General features: G+C 65.1%; 10 protein-coding genes. 8 read left to right on the top strand and 2 right to left on the bottom strand.

Annotated features, from left to right (window positions below):
* Positions 1-250 precede the first annotated feature (250 nt).
* The 4 genes from FX134_RS06740 to rpsA all read left to right on the top strand — a co-directional run bounded on the left by FX134_RS06740 (position 251) and on the right by rpsA (position 7830).
* Positions 251-1804 carry an FAD-dependent oxidoreductase gene (locus tag FX134_RS06740; RefSeq protein ID WP_080799472.1) on the top strand — a complete coding sequence of 518 codons (1554 nt, stop codon included), beginning with the start codon at positions 251-253 and terminating at the stop codon, positions 1802-1804.
* Positions 1805-2162: 358 nt separating this feature from the next.
* The gene (locus FX134_RS06735; RefSeq protein ID WP_080799469.1) at positions 2163-2582 is read left to right on the top strand and encodes a Fur family transcriptional regulator; all 420 of its coding nucleotides are present in this window, start codon (positions 2163-2165) and stop codon (positions 2580-2582) included.
* A gap of 259 nt (positions 2583-2841) precedes the next feature.
* Positions 2842-6399, top strand: a complete 3558-nt coding sequence (locus tag FX134_RS06730) for a bifunctional diguanylate cyclase/phosphodiesterase (RefSeq protein ID WP_143412152.1) — start codon at positions 2842-2844, stop codon at positions 6397-6399.
* Between the two features lie 216 nt (positions 6400-6615).
* Complete coding sequence (rpsA, locus tag FX134_RS06725) at positions 6616-7830, top strand: 30S ribosomal protein S1 (RefSeq protein ID WP_080799465.1); 1215 nt, start codon at positions 6616-6618, stop codon at positions 7828-7830.
* 268 nt (positions 7831-8098) lie between these two features.
* Here rpsA and FX134_RS06720 read toward each other — a convergent pair whose 3' ends face one another.
* Positions 8099-10018 (bottom strand): acyltransferase family protein, encoded by a 1920-nt coding sequence (locus FX134_RS06720; RefSeq protein ID WP_080799462.1) that lies wholly within the window; start codon positions 10016-10018, stop codon positions 8099-8101.
* A 287-nt stretch (positions 10019-10305) separates the two neighbouring features.
* Between FX134_RS06720 and mnmA the strand changes: the two genes are divergently transcribed.
* A complete protein-coding gene (gene mnmA / locus FX134_RS06715) occupies positions 10306-11364 on the top strand; it encodes a tRNA 2-thiouridine(34) synthase MnmA (protein WP_080799459.1) in 1059 nt (352 codons plus the stop codon).
* Entirely contained in the window at positions 11361-11957 is a 597-nt protein-coding gene (gene coaE, locus FX134_RS06710; protein ID WP_080799456.1) for a dephospho-CoA kinase, read from the top strand. The genes mnmA and coaE overlap by 4 nt, the downstream gene beginning before the upstream one ends.
* Positions 11958-12028: 71 nt before the next feature.
* Here the strand turns inward: coaE and FX134_RS06705 are convergent, their stop codons facing one another.
* Positions 12029-13102, bottom strand: a complete 1074-nt coding sequence (locus tag FX134_RS06705; RefSeq protein ID WP_080799453.1) for a YeiH family protein — start codon at positions 13100-13102, stop codon at positions 12029-12031.
* A 1111-nt stretch (positions 13103-14213) separates the two neighbouring features.
* Between FX134_RS06705 and FX134_RS06700 the strand changes: the two genes are divergently transcribed.
* Positions 14214-14489 carry a hypothetical protein gene (locus FX134_RS06700; protein WP_080799450.1) on the top strand — a complete coding sequence of 92 codons (276 nt, stop codon included), beginning with the start codon at positions 14214-14216 and terminating at the stop codon, positions 14487-14489.
* Between the two features lie 90 nt (positions 14490-14579).
* Complete coding sequence (gene uvrB, locus FX134_RS06695; protein WP_080799446.1) at positions 14580-16730, top strand: excinuclease ABC subunit UvrB; 2151 nt, start codon at positions 14580-14582, stop codon at positions 16728-16730.
* Positions 16731-16985: the final 255 nt, after the last annotated feature.

Genomic DNA, 16985 nt, shown 5'->3' with positions numbered 1-16985 from the left:
CCCGCCGTCATGTTGACGAGCGCTTTTCACAATGCGCAGCGTATCGAAACACGATACATCGGCCGCGCACGCCGCGCTCGTTTAAGAGGATCCCTTCCTACGAGGGATTTTACCTCACCCCAACTATCAATTGCCGTGATTTAACTCTTGCAAACTGCGATATTGACAAAGGGCTCTGTGCTTCGTATTTTGTGCCGCGGGGCCCCTGAACTGCGCAGTTACGCGACATTAACATCAGGAGGGATGAGTTATGGAAAACTATACGAGACGAAGCTTCCTCAAGGGCATCGCGGTTGCGGGAACCTCGATGGCGGCTTTGACTGCGTTCGGCTGCTCTTCGCAAGAGACATCCGAGGTATCGCAGGCGGCTGCGAACCAAGGCGTGTTCCTTCCCGAGAAGTGGGACGAGGAGCACGATGTCGTCATCGTGGGAGCAGGGGGCGCCGGATGCGCCGCAGCCTACGGGGCGGCGAAAGAGGGGGCCGATGTGCTCGTCATCGATAGCCAAGGGAGCAACAATTTCACTTCGACCGCCATTTGCGGCGGCTACACGTATTTCGTATGCAGCGGGCTGCAAGAAGAACAAGGGATCGAGGACTCTATCGACCTGTTCGTGAAAGACACGATGGCATACGGCGAGAGTTGCAAGGAGGATGTGTTGCGCGTTTTCGCCGAGAGGAGTCCCGACTACTATCGCCTCGTTACCGACGAGCTTGGCCTCGCATGGACAGGTACTGTGAACCTTTCCCCGGGCTGCAGCGTTCCCCGCACGCTTATCTGCGACCCGGCTCAGCATCAGCAGCTCATCTTCAAAGCGGCCCAGGATGCGGGCGCGGCATTCATGTTCGACACGACGGGTTCCCGGCTGTTCGTCGATGGAGCCGGCGTGGTCGTGGGCGTGCTGGCCGGTGATTCGAAAGGGGGAGAGCTCGCTCTCCGGGCGAAGAAGGCGGTTGTCCTCGCCACCGGCGGTGTAACTCAGTCCCCCGAGTTCCTTGAGGAGTGCATGCCGGGAGCAAGCGCGATTCCCGCGCATTCGTGTGCTGGTCATACGGCCCTCATGCACGATGCGGCTATGCAGGTGGGATGCCAGCTGTACGGCCGTCCCTGGATTTACGCCACCGAGGCGAAGTATCCCGGGTACACGTCAATGGCCCAATACGCCGAGCTTTATATCTACGGTGCCGTCGAGGTAAACGTCGAGGGAGAGCGCTACATCGATGAGTCGTTGTACTGGTGCAACGAGCGCACGCGTGCCTTGCTCTCTCAGCCCACCGACCCCGTGGATGGGATATGCAGCTGGGAAATCATCGATCAGACGGCTTATGATGCCGCCGTTGAGGCAGGCCCTCCTATCGGGCTCCAAGATTCCACTATCGAGCTTCTCGTTTCAGCCGACACCTTCGAAGAGCTTGGCGAGAAGATAGGAGCTCCCGCTCTCGCAGCGACGATGGCCCGTTACAACGAGGATATTGCGAGAACCGGCAAGGATGAGCTGTTCGGTCGCGAGACGGTATTGGGCGTCGGCACCGACCCGGTCCGGCCGCTCGATGCTCCTCCGTTCTATGCGTTCAAGAACGCTCCGCACTTCGATTACGATCCCGCTACTTCGTTCTATGTCGATACCGAGTGCCGTGCGCTCAACTCGTTCGACGAACCTGTTGAGGGCCTGTACATGGTGGGCGAGATCATGTTGCGTACTGTGGTCGGGAACCACTATCAGTATGGGTTGGCAACGGGTGCGGGCGGAACCTTGGGTCTGTACTGCGGTCAGCTTGTCGCCGGGCTGGAGAGCAGAGAATAAGCTTTCAGCACCCCGACTCCGCGCACGCTCATGAATTTTACGGTTGGGAGCTGATAGGTACGCGTTTCTGGCTTGGCGCGATTTTAAAAAGGGCGATGTTGTCGTGAGAGTCGAAGGATCCCGATATGATGCCAACTGGAGATATCCGGGTTGTCGTCGTCAGGGATCCTTTGGCTTGCTCGTATGATCATGCGGCCTGAGGTATGCCGTCGAGATCCGCTTGCTTCCCGTGGCTGAGTTGTGGACGTTCGCCGCAGATGCGGGGCCGGTGGCCGCAACGCTCGCTTATTCGCCGTTAATGAGATATAATCCTATTTAATTTATTATACGGTTAGCAATACGAGCGACAGGAATCATCATGGCTACGGCGACTGCGGACAAGCACGACCGCGCGGCGACGCGCAACACCATCCAGAGGGCCCTCGTGCTGGAGGCGGTGCGGTCGCTGCACAACCATCCCACCTCGGCCGACGTGTACGAGGTGGTGCGCGAGAAGCACCCGAACATCTCGCGGGCCACGGTGTACCGCAATCTCGGCGTGCTGGCCAGCCGCGGCGAGGTGCTGCGCGTGGAGGTGCCCAACGGCGCCGACCGCTACGACTTCCTCAACAAGCCGCACTACCACGCGAAGTGCCGGGTGTGCGGCGGCGTGTTCGACATCGACATGCCCTATCAGGACGATATCCTCGCGAAGGTGTCCGACGCGCACGGGTTCGCCATCGAGGAGCACGAGATCATCTTCAACGGCGTCTGCGCCGACTGCGCCGCCCGCTCGTAGCCCACTCCAGTTGTCATCCTGAGCGAGCGCAGCGAGTCGAAGGATCTTCAGCCACGGATGGCTATCGTTATTGAAGATCCTTCGACTCGCTGCGCTCGCTCAGGATGACAAGGGGAGGGGCTTCGCTCGCTCAGGATGACAGGGGGCATTCGGGGCCGGGCGCGATTCCCTTGGGTGCATTTCTCCTCCGGAAAGGATATCATTAGGGGACTATCGGGTCTTGCGTTCCCGTGCGCTCACGGGGCTGGAGGCGGCGTTTATGCTCGAATACCTGGATAACCTATCCGAGATCGTATACGTTGCCGACCTCGAGACGCACGAGTTGCTCTACCTCAACGAGGCCGGCAAGCGCCACTACGGCGTCGACGACGTGCGGGGCCGGAAATGCTACGAGGCGCTCCAGGGGGAGGAGGCGCCCTGCCCCTATTGCACCAATGAAAGGCTCTCGTTCGACGAGCCGTACACCTGGGAGTACGCGAGCCCTTCCTCGAAGCGCCGCTATCTGGTGAAAGACCTGATCATCGATTGGCACGGGCGTCCGGCGCGCCTTGAGGTGGCGCTCGATTCCGTGCCCACCGACGTGCGGGGCGATGCGCTGGAAAACGCGCTGCAGGCGGAGGGCTCGGCGCTGCGCTGCGTGCGCGAGCTGTACCGCGCCCGCGATGCGCAGGACGCCGCGACCCTCCTGCTCGATCAGGTGGGAGCGTTCATGGAGGCCGACCGTGCCTTCTTGTACGACTCCTCGGCGGAAGACTGCGTGGTGCGCGAATGGACCGCCCCGGGCAAGGAGCCGCTCTACGGCGGGCTCGACGAAGAGGTCCTCCAAGAGCTGCTGCAGCGCTGGACGCGCCACTTCGCCGACAGCGAGGGCGTGGTGGTGAGCGACGTGCGGACGCTGCGCGGGCGCCACCCGGATGCATACGCCGATTTCGTGCGGCGCGGCGTGCGCAGCGTCGCCGTGGCCCCGCTCGAGCACGAGGGCGGCGTCGTGGGCTTCCTCGGCGTGGAGAACGCGCCGACGGCGAAGCTGCGCAGCGCCGCCTCCCTGCTCAACACGCTGGGCTACTTCTTCCTCATGACCGAGCAGCGCATCGCCACCGAGCGCAAGCTCACGCGCCTGAGCTTCCACGACTCGCTCACCGGCCTGTGCAACCGCAATCGCTACATGGCCGATGTCGAGCGCCTCGAGAAGCAGGGCGGCGCCCCCTCGCTCGGCGCGGTGTTCCTGGATCTCAACGACCTCAAGGACGTCAACGACCTGTACGGCCACGACTGCGGCGACGAGCTTCTGCGTGAGAGCGCCGGGGCCATGAAGCGCGCGCTCGTCGGCTTCGACGTGTACCGCATCGGCGGCGACGAGTTCGTGGCGCTTGCCCCCGGCATGTCGCGCGAGCGCTTCGACGAGCTGGTGGGACGGTTGGAGGAGGCCCTCGGCGGAGAGGACGGCCGCTGGCAGCGCCACGTGTCGCTCGGCGCGCAGTGGGCCCCCGAATGCGCCGACGTGAACGCGCTTCTGCAGGCCGCCGACGCGCAGATGTACGAGCAGAAACGCTCGTTCCATCGCGAGAAGGCGTTCGCCGGCCTTACCCCGGCCGAGCCCGACGTCTCGCGCAGCTCCGGGCCCATCGCCCTGGATTCGGGCTCGCTTCTACGCGAGTACAACATGCTCATGAGCGCTTTGCGCGTGAGCGTGAGCAAGCACCTCATGACCGAGCGGTTCGAGGTGGTGTGGGCCAACGACTTCTACTACCAGCTGACGGGCTACACGCGCCAGGAGTACGAGGGGCTGTTCAACAACAACGTGGCCGACTACTTCGCCGACTACCCCGACGAGTTCTCCGATCTCGCCCGCATAGTCATGGAGGCCGTGGCGGCGGGCGAGCCCGGCTACGAGTGTTTGCTGCACATGCCGGTGAAGGGCGGCAACCGCATGTGGATCCGCGTGGTGGGGCTGTTCACCAACGAGCAGGTGGACGGCATCCCGGTGATCTATGCGACGTTCACCGGCGTGGACGACGTCGTGCAGATGCAGCGGGAGCGCTCCATGACCTTCGAGAACCTGCCGGGCTTCGTCGCGCGCTACCGCGTGACTCCGGGCGGCATCAAGCTCATGTGGGGCAACCACCGGTTCGAGGAGTTCTTCGGCACCATCGGCGAGGATGTCACCCAGCGGCTGTTCGAAGAGAACCTGGCCTACAACGCGGAGGCCATCGGCGCGCGCTACGAGGCGTTCCGCCAGGGCCTGCCCGCAACGTTCGAGGTGGAGGCCAAGAGCTGCACGGGCCGCAAGGCGTTCTTCACGGTGGTGGCCGAATGCATCGACTGGAAGGACGGCGATCCGGTCTACCTCGTGCTGTACCTGGACACTACCGAGGTGGTCGAACAGCGCCACCGCGCGGAGGTGGCCAACGAGCGTCTGCGCACCCTCGCGTTCGTGGACCCGGTGACGGGCGGGCGCAACCGCACGAGCTTCGACATGGACGCGACCGCCGCCGTGCAGGCCGCGCCGCCCGGCGCCTTCGCCCTCGTGGCCGTGGACATCGAGAAGTTCAAGGTGATCAACGACCAGTTCGGCCTCGAGCAGGGAGACGCGGTGCTGGGGCTCGTGAACGAGTGCTTCGCCAGCCACCTGGGGAAAGGCGAGCTTGTTGGGCGCATCTCGGCAGACGTGTTCAACCTGCTTATGCGCAACGACGAGCCCCGTGCGCTCGCGAGCCGCATCGAGCGCATGGCGGTGGACGCGAACAAGCGCCTCGCCATCGACGGCGTGCCCACCTACGTGCTCACCTTCACGGCCGGCGTGTATGCGGTGGACGATCCGGCGCTTCCCATGATGCGCATCCAGGACCGCGCCAACGTGGCCCGCAAGAAGAAGGACGGCTCGTCGCGCGGCGAGCGGCTGTGCGTCTGCCGCTTCTACAGCAACGAGGACCGCGTGCGGCTGTCCACGGAGAAGGACATCGAGAACCGCATGCGCGACGCGCTGGCCGCCGGCGAGTTCGAGGTGCACCTGCAGCCGAAGCTCGACGTGCGCGCGAACGCGGTGGCGGGCGCCGAGGCGCTCGTGCGCTGGAGGGACCCCGTGCGCGGCCTCGTCATGCCGGGCGACTTCATCCCGCTGTTCGAGCGCAACGGGTTCGTGGTCGAGCTCGACCTGCACATATTCGAGCAGGTGTGCGCTCTTCTGCGCGCGTGGATCCGCGCGGGCGAGCGCCCCGTGCCGGTGTCGGTGAACCTGTCGCGCAGGCACTTGACCGACCTGCGCTTCCTCGAGGCCTTCGAGCGCATCCGCGCGCGCTTCGACGTGCCGGCCTCGCTGCTGGAGTTCGAGATCACCGAGACGCTCGTGTTCGAGGACCCCGAGCTGCTCTCGAGCGTCATCGACGCCATCCACCGCGCGGGGTACCGCTGCTCCATGGACGACTTCGGCAGCGGCTACTCGTCGCTCAACGTGCTGAAGAACCTCGAGGTGGACGTGCTCAAGCTGGACCGCGCGTTCTTCGGCGACCCCAACTGCGACGAGGCGCGCGGGGCGGCCATCATCGACGCCGTCATCGCGATGGCGCGCCAGCTGGGCATGGACACGGTGGCCGAGGGCGTGGAAACCGAGGCGCAGCTGGGCTTTTTGGCGAAGGCGGGCTGCGACTACATCCAGGGCTACCTGTTCTCGCGGCCGGTGGACGCGGCGGCGTTCGAGCGCCTCGTGTTCGGGGCCGAGGTGCCGGGCGGCGCGCGCGAGCTGGGCTGCGTGGGCGGCGCGTGCCGGCTGGACCGCAAGCAGGCGGGCTCGGCGGGGCGCGGGGGCGAGAGCGGTTGAGAATATCGTGTCGCTCGCAAAAATAGATGCGCGGCCTCAAACGAGCCGTGGTATACTAATGCGGCTTATCGGGAATAGGCCCGTAAGCGAGGAAACTGTAGGCCCCCGAGACATGTTTTTGTTGCACAGCTGAGCGAGCAAGCTTTTGCAGAGCGAACATGGTGTAAGCATCAATCATGACGAAGGGTCCCCGAGAAAGTTTGAAAGGGGTCCGTTTTGACCGACATCAAGAACACGTCCGTCATCGACTTCGAGGACATCTCCGATGCGGAAATGAACGCGATGATCGACGGCACGCTGACCGAGTTCGACGAGGGCGACCTGGTCGACGGCACGGTCGTCAAGATCGAGCACGACGAGGTGCTCGTGGACATCGGGTTCAAGAGCGAGGGCGTCATCCCGTCGCGCGAGCTGTCCATCCGCAAGGACGCCGACCCGTCCGACATCGTGGAGCTGGGCGAGAAGATCGAAGCCCTCGTGCTCCAGAAGGAGGACAAGGACGGCCGCCTGATCCTCTCCAAGAAGCGCGCCGAGTACGAGCGTGCCTGGATCCGCGTCGAAGAGAAGTTCAAGGCCGGCGAAGTGGTCACGGGCGAGGTCATCGAAGTGGTCAAGGGCGGCCTCATCCTGGACATCGGCCTGCGCGGCTTCCTGCCGGCGTCGCTGGTCGACCTCCGTCGCGTCAAGGATCTCGACATGTACCTGGGCACCGAGATCGAGGCCCGCGTCATCGAGATGGACCGCAACCGCAACAACGTCGTGCTGTCCCGCCGCGTGCTGCTTGAGGAGGGCCGCAAGAACGAGCGCGCCGAGATCCTCGCGAAGCTCACGAAGGGCATGCGCCTCAAGGGCACCGTCTCCTCGATCGTCGACTTCGGCGCGTTCGTCGACCTCGGCGGCATCGACGGCCTGGTGCACATCTCCGAGCTGTCCTGGAACCACGTCAACCATCCCTCCGAGGTCGTCAAGGTGGGCGACGAGGTCGAGGTGGAGGTCCTGGACGTCGATCTGCAGCGCGAGCGCATCTCGCTCGGCCTCAAGCAGACGACGGAGGATCCGTGGATCAAGCTCGTCGAGAGCTATCCGGTGGGCACCATCGTCGACGGCAAGGTGACCAAGATCGTGCCGTTTGGCGCGTTCATCGAGCTCGGCCAGTCCATCGAGGGCCTCGTGCACATCTCCGAGATGGCTATGAAGCACATCGACACCCCCGCGCAGGTCGTGAAGGCCGGCGACGAGGTGAAGGTGAAGGTCATGGAGATCAACCCCGAGCGCCGTCGTATCTCCCTGTCCATGAAGGCCGCCGCGGCTGACCTGGGCTTCGAGATCGAGGTCGACGAGACCATCCAGGCCGAGGAGAAGCCGGCCAAGAAGAAGGCCGAGAAGAAGGAAGAGGCTGCTCCGGTCGCCGAGGAGCCCGCCGCCGAGTAACGGCGACGCCCTCAAGCTGAACCTATGAAGAGGGGCCGGTCATCGCGACCGGCCCCTCTTTTGCTTTTTGTCATCCCGAGCGGAGCGCGGTGGGACCCCCTCTGTCATCCTGAGCGGAGCGACCGAAGGGAGCGGAGTCGAAGGATCCCCCGCGGCGCCAGCAGTAAGCGTCACTGCTGGCGCCGCGGGGGATCCTTCGACTTGCTTCGCTCGCTCAGGATGACAAGATGAGAGGGCCTTGCTCCGCTCAGGATGACAACAGGCGGCGTCATATCGCCTGCGGCACCCGTTCGATGAGCGCCTTCGCGGCCTCTTGGGCGCTTTCGACGGCCAGTTCGGCGGGGGACTTGAGGCGTGCGGCCTCGTCGTCCTCCTCGTGCGAGGGCAGGTAGGGCGCCACCGCTTCGTGGACGAGGTCGATGTAGGCCTGCGCGCCCTCCTCGGTGAGGTGCGTGCCGTCGCCGTCGAAGTAGGCGTCCTGTCCGGCGCTCGCGTCGTGCCAATCGATCACGCTCGCGTTGCCGTAACGCTCGGCGGCGCGCGCCAGGGCGTCGTTCGTCTCGCCCACCCACGGCTGCGGGCTGCGCGTGTTCACGAAGAACACCTGCTTGTCGGTTCCGACGGCGGCCATCAGCTCGTCGATCTCCTCGTCGTTCGCGGGCCCGTTCGTGCCCAGCGCGAACACGACGGCGCCGCCGACGATGGCCTGCTCCGCGTACGGCTGGTACACCTCCGCGCCCGCATAGATCTGGCGGTTCACGGCGGCGTCGATGGCGCCGTAGGGGAACGCCTCCTCGAAGTAGGGGATGGCGCGCACCGAGACGGAGTCGCCGATCATGAGCACATCGAGCACGGGCTGCACGGCCGGCGCCTCGCCGTCGGCCGGGGTTTCGGGCGGCACCTCGGGGATGCCGGCGACGTGCGCCTCCTCGTCTTTGAGCAGGTCGCCGCCCTCAAGCGCCGAGGTGGGCGGCACGAAGACGAGCCCGCCCACGGCCACAGCGACCACGACGGCGCCCGCGCAGACGGGGACGGCGCGCTTCCCCAGCCAGGCGGGAACGTCCACCTCGCGCGCGCGGACGCGCTTGGCGAACGCGCCGATGGCCCCCTTGCGGATGGGGTCCTCCACGAAGCGGTACGAGAAGGCGGCGCACGCGAACACGACCGCCAGCTGCACGAGGTAGAGCCACCAGGGCGTCTCGCCGGTGAACGTGCGCGGGTTCATGAGCAGAAGCAGCGGGTAGTGCCACAGGTAGATGCCGTACGAGCGCAGGCCCACCCACACGAGCGGCTTCGCGCCGGCAGCGCGCCCGAGCAGGCTGGCGGGGTGCACCATGACGGCGATGAGCACCGCGGTGAGTACCGAGGCCAGCAGCGTGCCGCCGTAGTACCAGAACGGCGAGAACCCGTCCACGAGCACGGCCATGGCAACCAGGCCCGCGAACGCGGCGATGCCGACGCCGTCGAAGGCCGCCCGCACGTTCTTCGTCAGGTGCACGGAGCTTTTCGCGCCCAGCAGGTGCGAGGGCCAGACGAACGCGAGCCATGCGCCGATGAGCAGCGAGAACGCGCGCGTGTCCGTGCCGTAGTACACGCGGCTCGGGTCGGCGGCGGGATCGAAGAGCAGCGCCATCTCGGCGGCCGAGAGCAGCGCCAGCGCCAGGGTGGCGTTGCGCATCGTCGTGCGCTTGGCGCCGAGCTTGTGCGCGAGGAAGAGCACGACCGGCCACACGAGGTAGAACTGCTCCTCGATGGCGAGCGACCAGAAGTGCGTGAGCGGCGAGGGCGCGCCGAGCGCCTCGAAGTACGACACGTCGTGGAAGATGTACCACCAGTTGGTCACCCAGAGAAGCGCGGCCCACATGTCGTCGCGCAGCTTGGTGAGCAGGCTGTGGTCGAGGAGGGTGCAGAGCGCCGCCGTGCACAGGATGACCAGCACGATGGCGGGGAACAGGCGCCGCACGCGGCGCAGCCAGAAACGCGGCAGGTCGATCTTCCCCGTGTCGTCCCATTCGATGAGAAGCAGGCTGGTGATGAGGTAGCCCGACAGCACGAAGAACACCGTGACGCCCAGAAGGCCGCCCGGCGCCCATGCGAGGCCCATGTGGTAGGCGATGACCGCGAGGACGGCGAACGCGCGCAGGCCGTCGAGCGCGGGGATGTAGCGTGATTTCTTCGTGCCCGGCACAGAGCCTCCTCCCGTTCTCCTCCCGTCCCGAAGCGCAAGGCCACAGTATAGCGCTCTCCGCTTCGTCCGCACCTCTTTATGGTACGGCGAGGCGCTTCAACGGAGGATTTTCACGAACGGTTGAACGCGGGAAGCGGTGTCGCTGCGAGGGGCGGGGGTTGGACCGACCCGCGTGCTTCGGTTTTGGTGTAGGCATCGATTGCACAGGCTCCTCTCGGCCGAAGAAGGGGCGCGAAGCCCTATAATCACTCACGAAAGAGACGTGGGTCGAGCGAAGGAGAGCGGGCATGACGACGGCAGGGCGCATCGCGCTGGGGATGAGCGGGGGGGTGGACAGCGCGGTTTCGGCGGCGCTGCTTCTGCGCGCGGGCTTCCAGGTGGTGGGCGTGACGTGCCGCTTCCATGACGACGCGGCCTCCGACGCGGCCGTGGCCGATGCGGCGGCGGTGTGCGCGCGGCTGGGGATTGAGCACGTGGAGCATGCGTGCACGGGGCTGTTCGAGCGCTGCGTGGTGGAGCCGTTCGCGCGCGCCTACGCCGAGGGACTCACGCCGAGCCCGTGCGTGGGCTGCAACGCGCGCTGCAAGATGCCGGCGCTTGCGGAGGCGGCCGACGCGCACGGCTGCGAGCGCATCGCCACCGGGCATTACGCCCGCATCGCGCAGCTTTCCGCCAGCGAGCGCTTCGTGGTGAAGACCGCGCTCGACGCGCGCAAGGACCAGAGCTACATGCTGGCGCTGCTCGCGCAGGATCAGCTTGCGCGCCTCGTGCTGCCGCTCGGCGCCATGACGAAGGCGGAGGTGCGCGTGATCGCGGCCGACCTGGGGCTTCCCGTGGCCGAGAAGCCGGAGAGCCAGGACAATTGCTTCGTGGAGGGCGACTACCGCGACTTTTTGCGCGAGCGCGGCGTGGCGGGCGAGCCGGGCGAGGTGGTGGACCGCGCGGGACGCGTGCTCGGGCGCCACTCGGGGCTGCCGAGCTACACGGTGGGCCAGCGCAAAGGCATCGGCATCGCCGCGGCCGAGCCGTACTACGTGGTGGGCAAGGACGTTGCGCGCAACCGGCTGGTGGTGGGGTTCGCCGACGAGGCGCGCGTGGCGGCCGCGGTCGCGTGCCCCATGAACTGGCAGGCGTTCGACGCGCTGGCCGAGCAGCGCGAGGCGATGGTGAAACTGCGGTACCGCAGCCGGGCGGTTCCGTGTATCATAGAGCCCGAAGATGGCCAGCGCGTGCGGATCGCGCTGCACGAGCCCCAGCCGACGACGGCGCCGGGCCAGTACGCCGTCCTGTACGAGGGCGACACCGTGCTCGGAGGCGGCATGATCGAGGAGGTAGCATCGGTATGAAGAAGCTGTTCATCATCGGCGGCATGGGCGCCGGCAAGTCGACGGCCCGCAAGGCCCTTGTGGACGCGGGCCTGCCGTTCATCGACCTCGACAAGGTGGGCCACGACGTGCTCACCTGGGACACCGTGAAGGAGGAGCTGGTGGACACCTTCGGCGCCGACATCATGGACGGCGACGAGGTGAACCGCAAGGCGCTTGCGCACAAGGCGTTCGTGAGCCCCGCCGAGACGCGCAAGCTCAACCGCATCACCGTGCCGCGTATCGAGGACGCCTACCGCGATAAGGTGGCCGAGCTCGAAGCCGCTGGCAACAAGGCCGTGGTGGTGGAGCATTCCGTGTTCAAGAACCGCACGTCGTCGCTCGCCCATGACGCCGACGTGGTCATCGCCGTGCTCGCGCCGCTCGACGTGCGCATCGAGCGCGCCGTGGCGTCGGGCTTCGGCGAGGCCGACGTACGCCGCCGCATCGCCCGCCAGATCACCGACGCCGACCGCATCGAGGCCTCCGACGTGGTGTTCAACAACGACGGCACCCCCGACGAGCTGCGCAATCAGGTGCTCGCCTGGTGGGGAGAGTACGAGAAGGAGCTGTAAGGGCTTCGCGCGATTCATCCGTCTAAAACGAAGCCCCCGGCGTTGCGCGTCGGGGGCTTCTTGTTCAAGGGCTACCACAAGCCCAGCAGGTGCTGCATCCCTAAGCTGACGGCGGCGATGGCCACCCAGCAGCACAGGCCCATGAGGATGGGCTTGCCGCCGGACTTCACCAGGTGCACGACGTCGGTGTTCAGGCCGATGGCGGCCATGGCCATGACGATGAAGAACTTCGACAGCGTCTTGAGCGGCTCGAACGCGGCGGCGTCGATGCCGACGGCCACCGCCGCCGTGGTGACGACGGACGCGAGCAGGAACAGCACGATGAACACGGGCAGCGCGCGGCGCAGGTTGAACCCGCCCAGCTTGCCGGCGGGCTTCACCACGCTGTGCGCCTGCGCTTCGAGCGCGGCGGGGTCGTGGCTGTCGCGGCGCGCGATCCAGATGCCCAGCACGAGCGTGATGGGGATGATGGCCAGCGTCCGCGTGAGCTTGACGATGGTGGCCTGATCAAGGGCGTTCGAGCCCGGGTGCATGCCGTCCCAGGCTGCGGCGGCGGCCGTCACCGAGGACGTGTCGTTCACAGCGGTGCCGGCGAACAGGCCGAATCCCTCGTTGGACATGCCGAGCACGCTGCCCAGCGTGGGGAAGATGAGCGCGGCCAGCACGTTGAACAGGAAGATGACCGAGATGGCCTGGGCCACGTCCTTGTCGTCGGCCTTGATGACGGGCGCGGTGGCCGCGATGGCCGAGCCGCCGCAGATGGACGATCCGACGCCGATGAGCGTCGAGATCTCAGAGGGCATGCGCAAGATCTTGTGCAGCAGGTACGCCGTGATGAGGGCGGTGGCGATGGTGGAGGCGATGATGGGCAGCGACATCATGCCCACCTGGGCGATCTGCGCGAGGTTCAGCCCGAATCCCAATAGCACGACGGCCGCCTGCAGCACCTTCTTGCCGGTGAACGCGATGCCCGACTGGGCGCGTCCGCGTCGGGGCAGCTTCCAGAAGACGGCGATGGCCATGCCGGCCAGGATAGCGAACACGGGCCCTCCGATGAGGGGGAAGGCCTGCCCGATGAACCAGCACGGCACGGCGATGGCCAGGCATACGGCCACCCCAGGTAGATGCTTCATAATAGCGCCCATGCTCGATCCTTTGCTTCCCGTCCCTCGCAGATGGCGAGAGAGTATACCACCGCCGGCGTCGCCGCATGCAAAGGGGTCGATTTCGAGCCCTTTGCGAGGGACGGCGAATCGGCGTGCGGTAAAAATAAGTGAACAAAAGTTCTGACTCTCCTTTGGCGCGCAATCGAGCACCTCGGGGGGGGGTGCACGCGAATCGGGGCTGCCTGACACAAAAAACCTCGACGTGAAAGGACCTCGGCGATCCGCGCGAGCGTCGGGGTTTCGCGACCTGGGAAAATGCCGAGGGATACTGCTCGGGGGAGCCGGCGGCCGCCCTTTTCCGCCTCTGAACCTTTCACGTCGAGGATTTTCGTGTCAGGCAGCCCCGATTCGCGTGCAGGAGGACGCGGTCGCAGGATTAAGCAAGAAGTCAGAACAAAAGTTCGTAAACTATGCTATATTGGCATCAATCGAAAAACAGAGCCAGTGCAAGCGCTTCTGATCGGTGCCCGGTCGGATGCCCATAGAGACGGCGAACATTCCGCGCCCGCCCGTACCACGCTTGCAAGATCCTCTCAGCCACGGAATGGTTGGAGGGGTGATGCTCTATGCCAAGTCGCGACACGATGGAAATCCAAGGCGTCGAGGTGGCCTACTACGAGGGCGAAGTCCGTGGCGACTATATCTCGCTGCATAACGAGGAATGTAAACTCCTCGAATTCGAGGAGTTTACATCGGGGGCGAGATCGACTCCCTCACTCCGCCCCTTTATCAATGGGTAAAGCGCACAGTGTGAGCGGTCTTCAGCTGTTTGACTTTAGAAAAATTTCGTTTTACAATTACGTTTAACAAAAGGCTAGGTGACGGTTGCAATGGACGTTGTGATTCACCCGCATGCCCTCAAGCATGGTCTAACGGAGTCTGAGATTGCTTTTGCTTGGCAGAATTACGTGCGAAAAAGGCATCGTGAAGCGCCGAACGATCATCAGATACTGGCCGTTGGCTCTGATAGAGCAGGGCGGTTTATTCAGATGGTCGGCGTAGCGAAGCCGTTTGGAACCCTTGTCTATCATGCGCTTACGCCGCCGACTGTCAAGGCACTTCGGGAACTCGGTTTAGTGAGGAGGTAAAAGTGAAAACAGCGGAAGAGCTCGAAAAGATGTTTGGGGTAACGAGCAAACAGCTTGATGAGTGGGAAGAGGCAGCCACGCGCGGGGAGTTTCCGGGCAAGCCCGTGGGTGAGATCATCGTGGGGCGGCCCCTCAAGTTCGGAGAGAAGCTGAAGTTCGTCGGGTTCAAGGACACGCCGCAGGAGGTGGCGGCCATGGACAAGCGGGCGGCGGAGCTGGGCATGAGCCGCTCGGATTACCTGCGCAGCTTGGTGCGGAAGGACTTGGCGGCTTCCTGAGCGTTTGGCAACGGTTTTCTCACGAACATCTGTTCATGTTGCGAGAGCTGTGCTACACTGGGTGCCTTATGTGTGCGGGAAGGAGCTAGCGTGGCGCATCTTTCGAACATCGAGGGCATGGAGATGGAGGGCAAGCTGCCGGAGGTGCGGCTGGCGGCCACGCCGTTTGAAGTGGTGTCGCCCTACGAGCCGGCGGGCGACCAGCCGCAGGCCATCGAGAAGCTGGCCGAGGGCGTGGAGCGCGGCCTGCGCTACCAGAACCTGCTGGGCGTGACGGGCTCGGGCAAGACGTTCACCATGGCCAAGGTCATCGAGGCCACGCAGAAGCCCACGCTGGTCATGGCGCCGAACAAGACGCTCGCGGCCCAGCTGGCGAGCGAGCTCAAGGAGTTCTTCCCCAACAACTCGGTGGTGTACTTCGTCTCGTACTACGACTACTACCAGCCGGAAGCCTACGTACCCGCATCGGACACGTTCATCGAGAAGGACGCCTCCATCAACGAGGAGGTGGAGAAGCTGCGCCATGCGGCCACATCGGCCCTGCTCTCGCGGCGCGACTGCATCGTGGTGGCGTCGGTGAGCTGCATCTACGGCATCGGCAGCCCCATGGACTACGCGGGCATGGCTGTGTTCGTGGACAAGCAGAAGGAGATGGATCGCGACGACGTCATCCACGAGCTCATCGACATCCAGTACGACCGCAACGACTACGAGCTGAAGCGCGGCACGTTCCGCGTGCGCGGCGACTCGCTCGACGTGTTCCCGCCCTACGCCGACAACCCGGTGCGCATCGACTTCTGGGGCGACGAGATAGAGGGCATCACCGAAATCGACCATGTCACCGGCGAGGTGCTGAACACCTACGAGGCGCTGCCCATCTGGCCCGCGTCGCACTACGTAGCCACGCGCCCGAAAATGGACCGCGCCCTCACCACCATCCGCGACGAACTGCGCGAGCGCCTGCAGCAGTTCAAGGAGGAGGGCAAGCTGCTGGAGGCGCAGCGCCTGGAGATGCGCACGAACTACGACCTGGAGATGATGGAGACGATGGGCTTCTGCTCCGGCATCGAGAACTACTCGCGTCACATCGACGGCCGCCAGCCGGGCGAGCCGCCTTACACGCTCATCGACTACTTCCCGAAGGACTTCCTCTGCATCATCGACGAGAGCCATGTCACCGTGCCGCAGATCCGCGGCATGCACGAGGGCGACCGCTCGCGCAAGATCACGCTGGCCGAGCACGGCTTCCGTCTGCCCAGCTGCCTGGACAACCGCCCGCTGCGCTTCGACGAGTTCGAAGATCGCATCCCGCAGTTCGTATACGTGTCGGCCACGCCCGGCGACTACGAGGAGAAGGTCACCCAGCAGCAGGTGGAGCAGATCATCCGCCCCACGGGCCTGCTGGACCCCGAGATCATCGTGCGCAGCAGCGCCTCGCAGATCGACGACATCATCGACGAGGCGAAGGACCGCGCGGCCCGCAACGAGCGCGTGCTCATCACCACGCTCACGAAGAAGATGGCCGAGGACTTGACCGACCACCTGCTCGACCAGGGCGTGAAGGCGCGCTACATGCACTCGGACATCGCCACGCTCGAGCGCGTGGAGATACTGCGCGAGCTGCGCCAGGGCAAGTTCGACGTGCTGGTGGGCATCAACCTTCTGCGCGAGGGCCTGGACTTGCCGGAGGTGTCGCTCGTGGCCATCCTGGACGCCGACAAGGAGGGCTTCCTGCGCAACCACCGCTCGCTCATCCAGACCATCGGCCGCGCGGCCCGCAACGTATCGGGCCAGGTTATCATGTACGCCGACAAGACCACCGACTCCATGGCGCTCGCCATCGACGAGACGCGACGGCGCCGCGCCATCCAGCAGCGGTTCAACGAGGAGCACGGCATAGAGCCGCAGACCATCCGCAAGGCCATCAACGACATCATGGACTACGTCACCGACGAGGTGGGCAACACCACGGCCGAGCAGGTGAACAAGGAGCTCGCGGCGCTCTCGCGCGAGGAGGTGCTGCGCATCATCCAGTCGATGGAGGACGAGATGGCCGCGGCCTCGGCCAGCATGGACTTCGAGGAGGCCGCGCGCCTGCGCGACCAGGTGGTGAAGCTGCGCGTGCAGGTGGAGGGCTCAAGCGAGGAGGACGTGCTGAAGGACCTCAAGAAGGGCGCCCGCAAGGGCAGCGCCTTCGGCAACCGCAAGAACGCCGCCTACGGAAGCAGCCGCCGGTCGTAGGAGGGGGTCCTGCTGGCGCCGCGGGGGATCCTTCGACTCCGCGCCTGTCGGCGCTCCGCTCAGGATGACAAAGAGGGGGGCTGCGCGCTCCGCTCAGGATGACAAAATGATACGGGGAGCCTCGCTTGTTGGGGATGGGGGCTTGGCTGGGGGCCTTTCAGGGGCCCCACCTTTCCTTTGCCCTCGACATCGGGTCTTTTTGATGTGATACTGGTGTTGGTGGAGGGGTACTCTCTTCCCAATGCCCTTGCACAG

The organism is Arabiibacter massiliensis (assembly GCF_902386925.1).
GTDB classification, from domain to species: Bacteria; Actinomycetota; Coriobacteriia; order Coriobacteriales; family Eggerthellaceae; genus Arabiibacter; species Arabiibacter massiliensis.
This window is presented reverse-complemented; position numbering and strand designations above follow the sequence as displayed.

Bases quoted from the DNA above. Each gene is read 5' to 3' on its own strand.
- FX134_RS06740 (WP_080799472.1), top strand. From the start codon at position 251: ATGGAAAACTATACGAGACGAAGCTTCCTCAAGGGCATCGCGGTTGCG.
- FX134_RS06735 (WP_080799469.1), top strand. From the start codon at position 2,163: ATGGCTACGGCGACTGCGGACAAGCACGACCGCGCGGCGACGCGCAAC.
- FX134_RS06730 (WP_143412152.1), top strand. From the start codon at position 2,842: ATGCTCGAATACCTGGATAACCTATCCGAGATCGTATACGTTGCCGAC.
- mnmA (WP_080799459.1), top strand. From the start codon at position 10,306: ATGACGACGGCAGGGCGCATCGCGCTGGGGATGAGCGGGGGGGTGGAC.
- coaE (WP_080799456.1), top strand. From the start codon at position 11,361: ATGAAGAAGCTGTTCATCATCGGCGGCATGGGCGCCGGCAAGTCGACG.
- FX134_RS06705 (WP_080799453.1), bottom strand. From the start codon at position 13,102: ATGGGCGCTATTATGAAGCATCTACCTGGGGTGGCCGTATGCCTGGCC.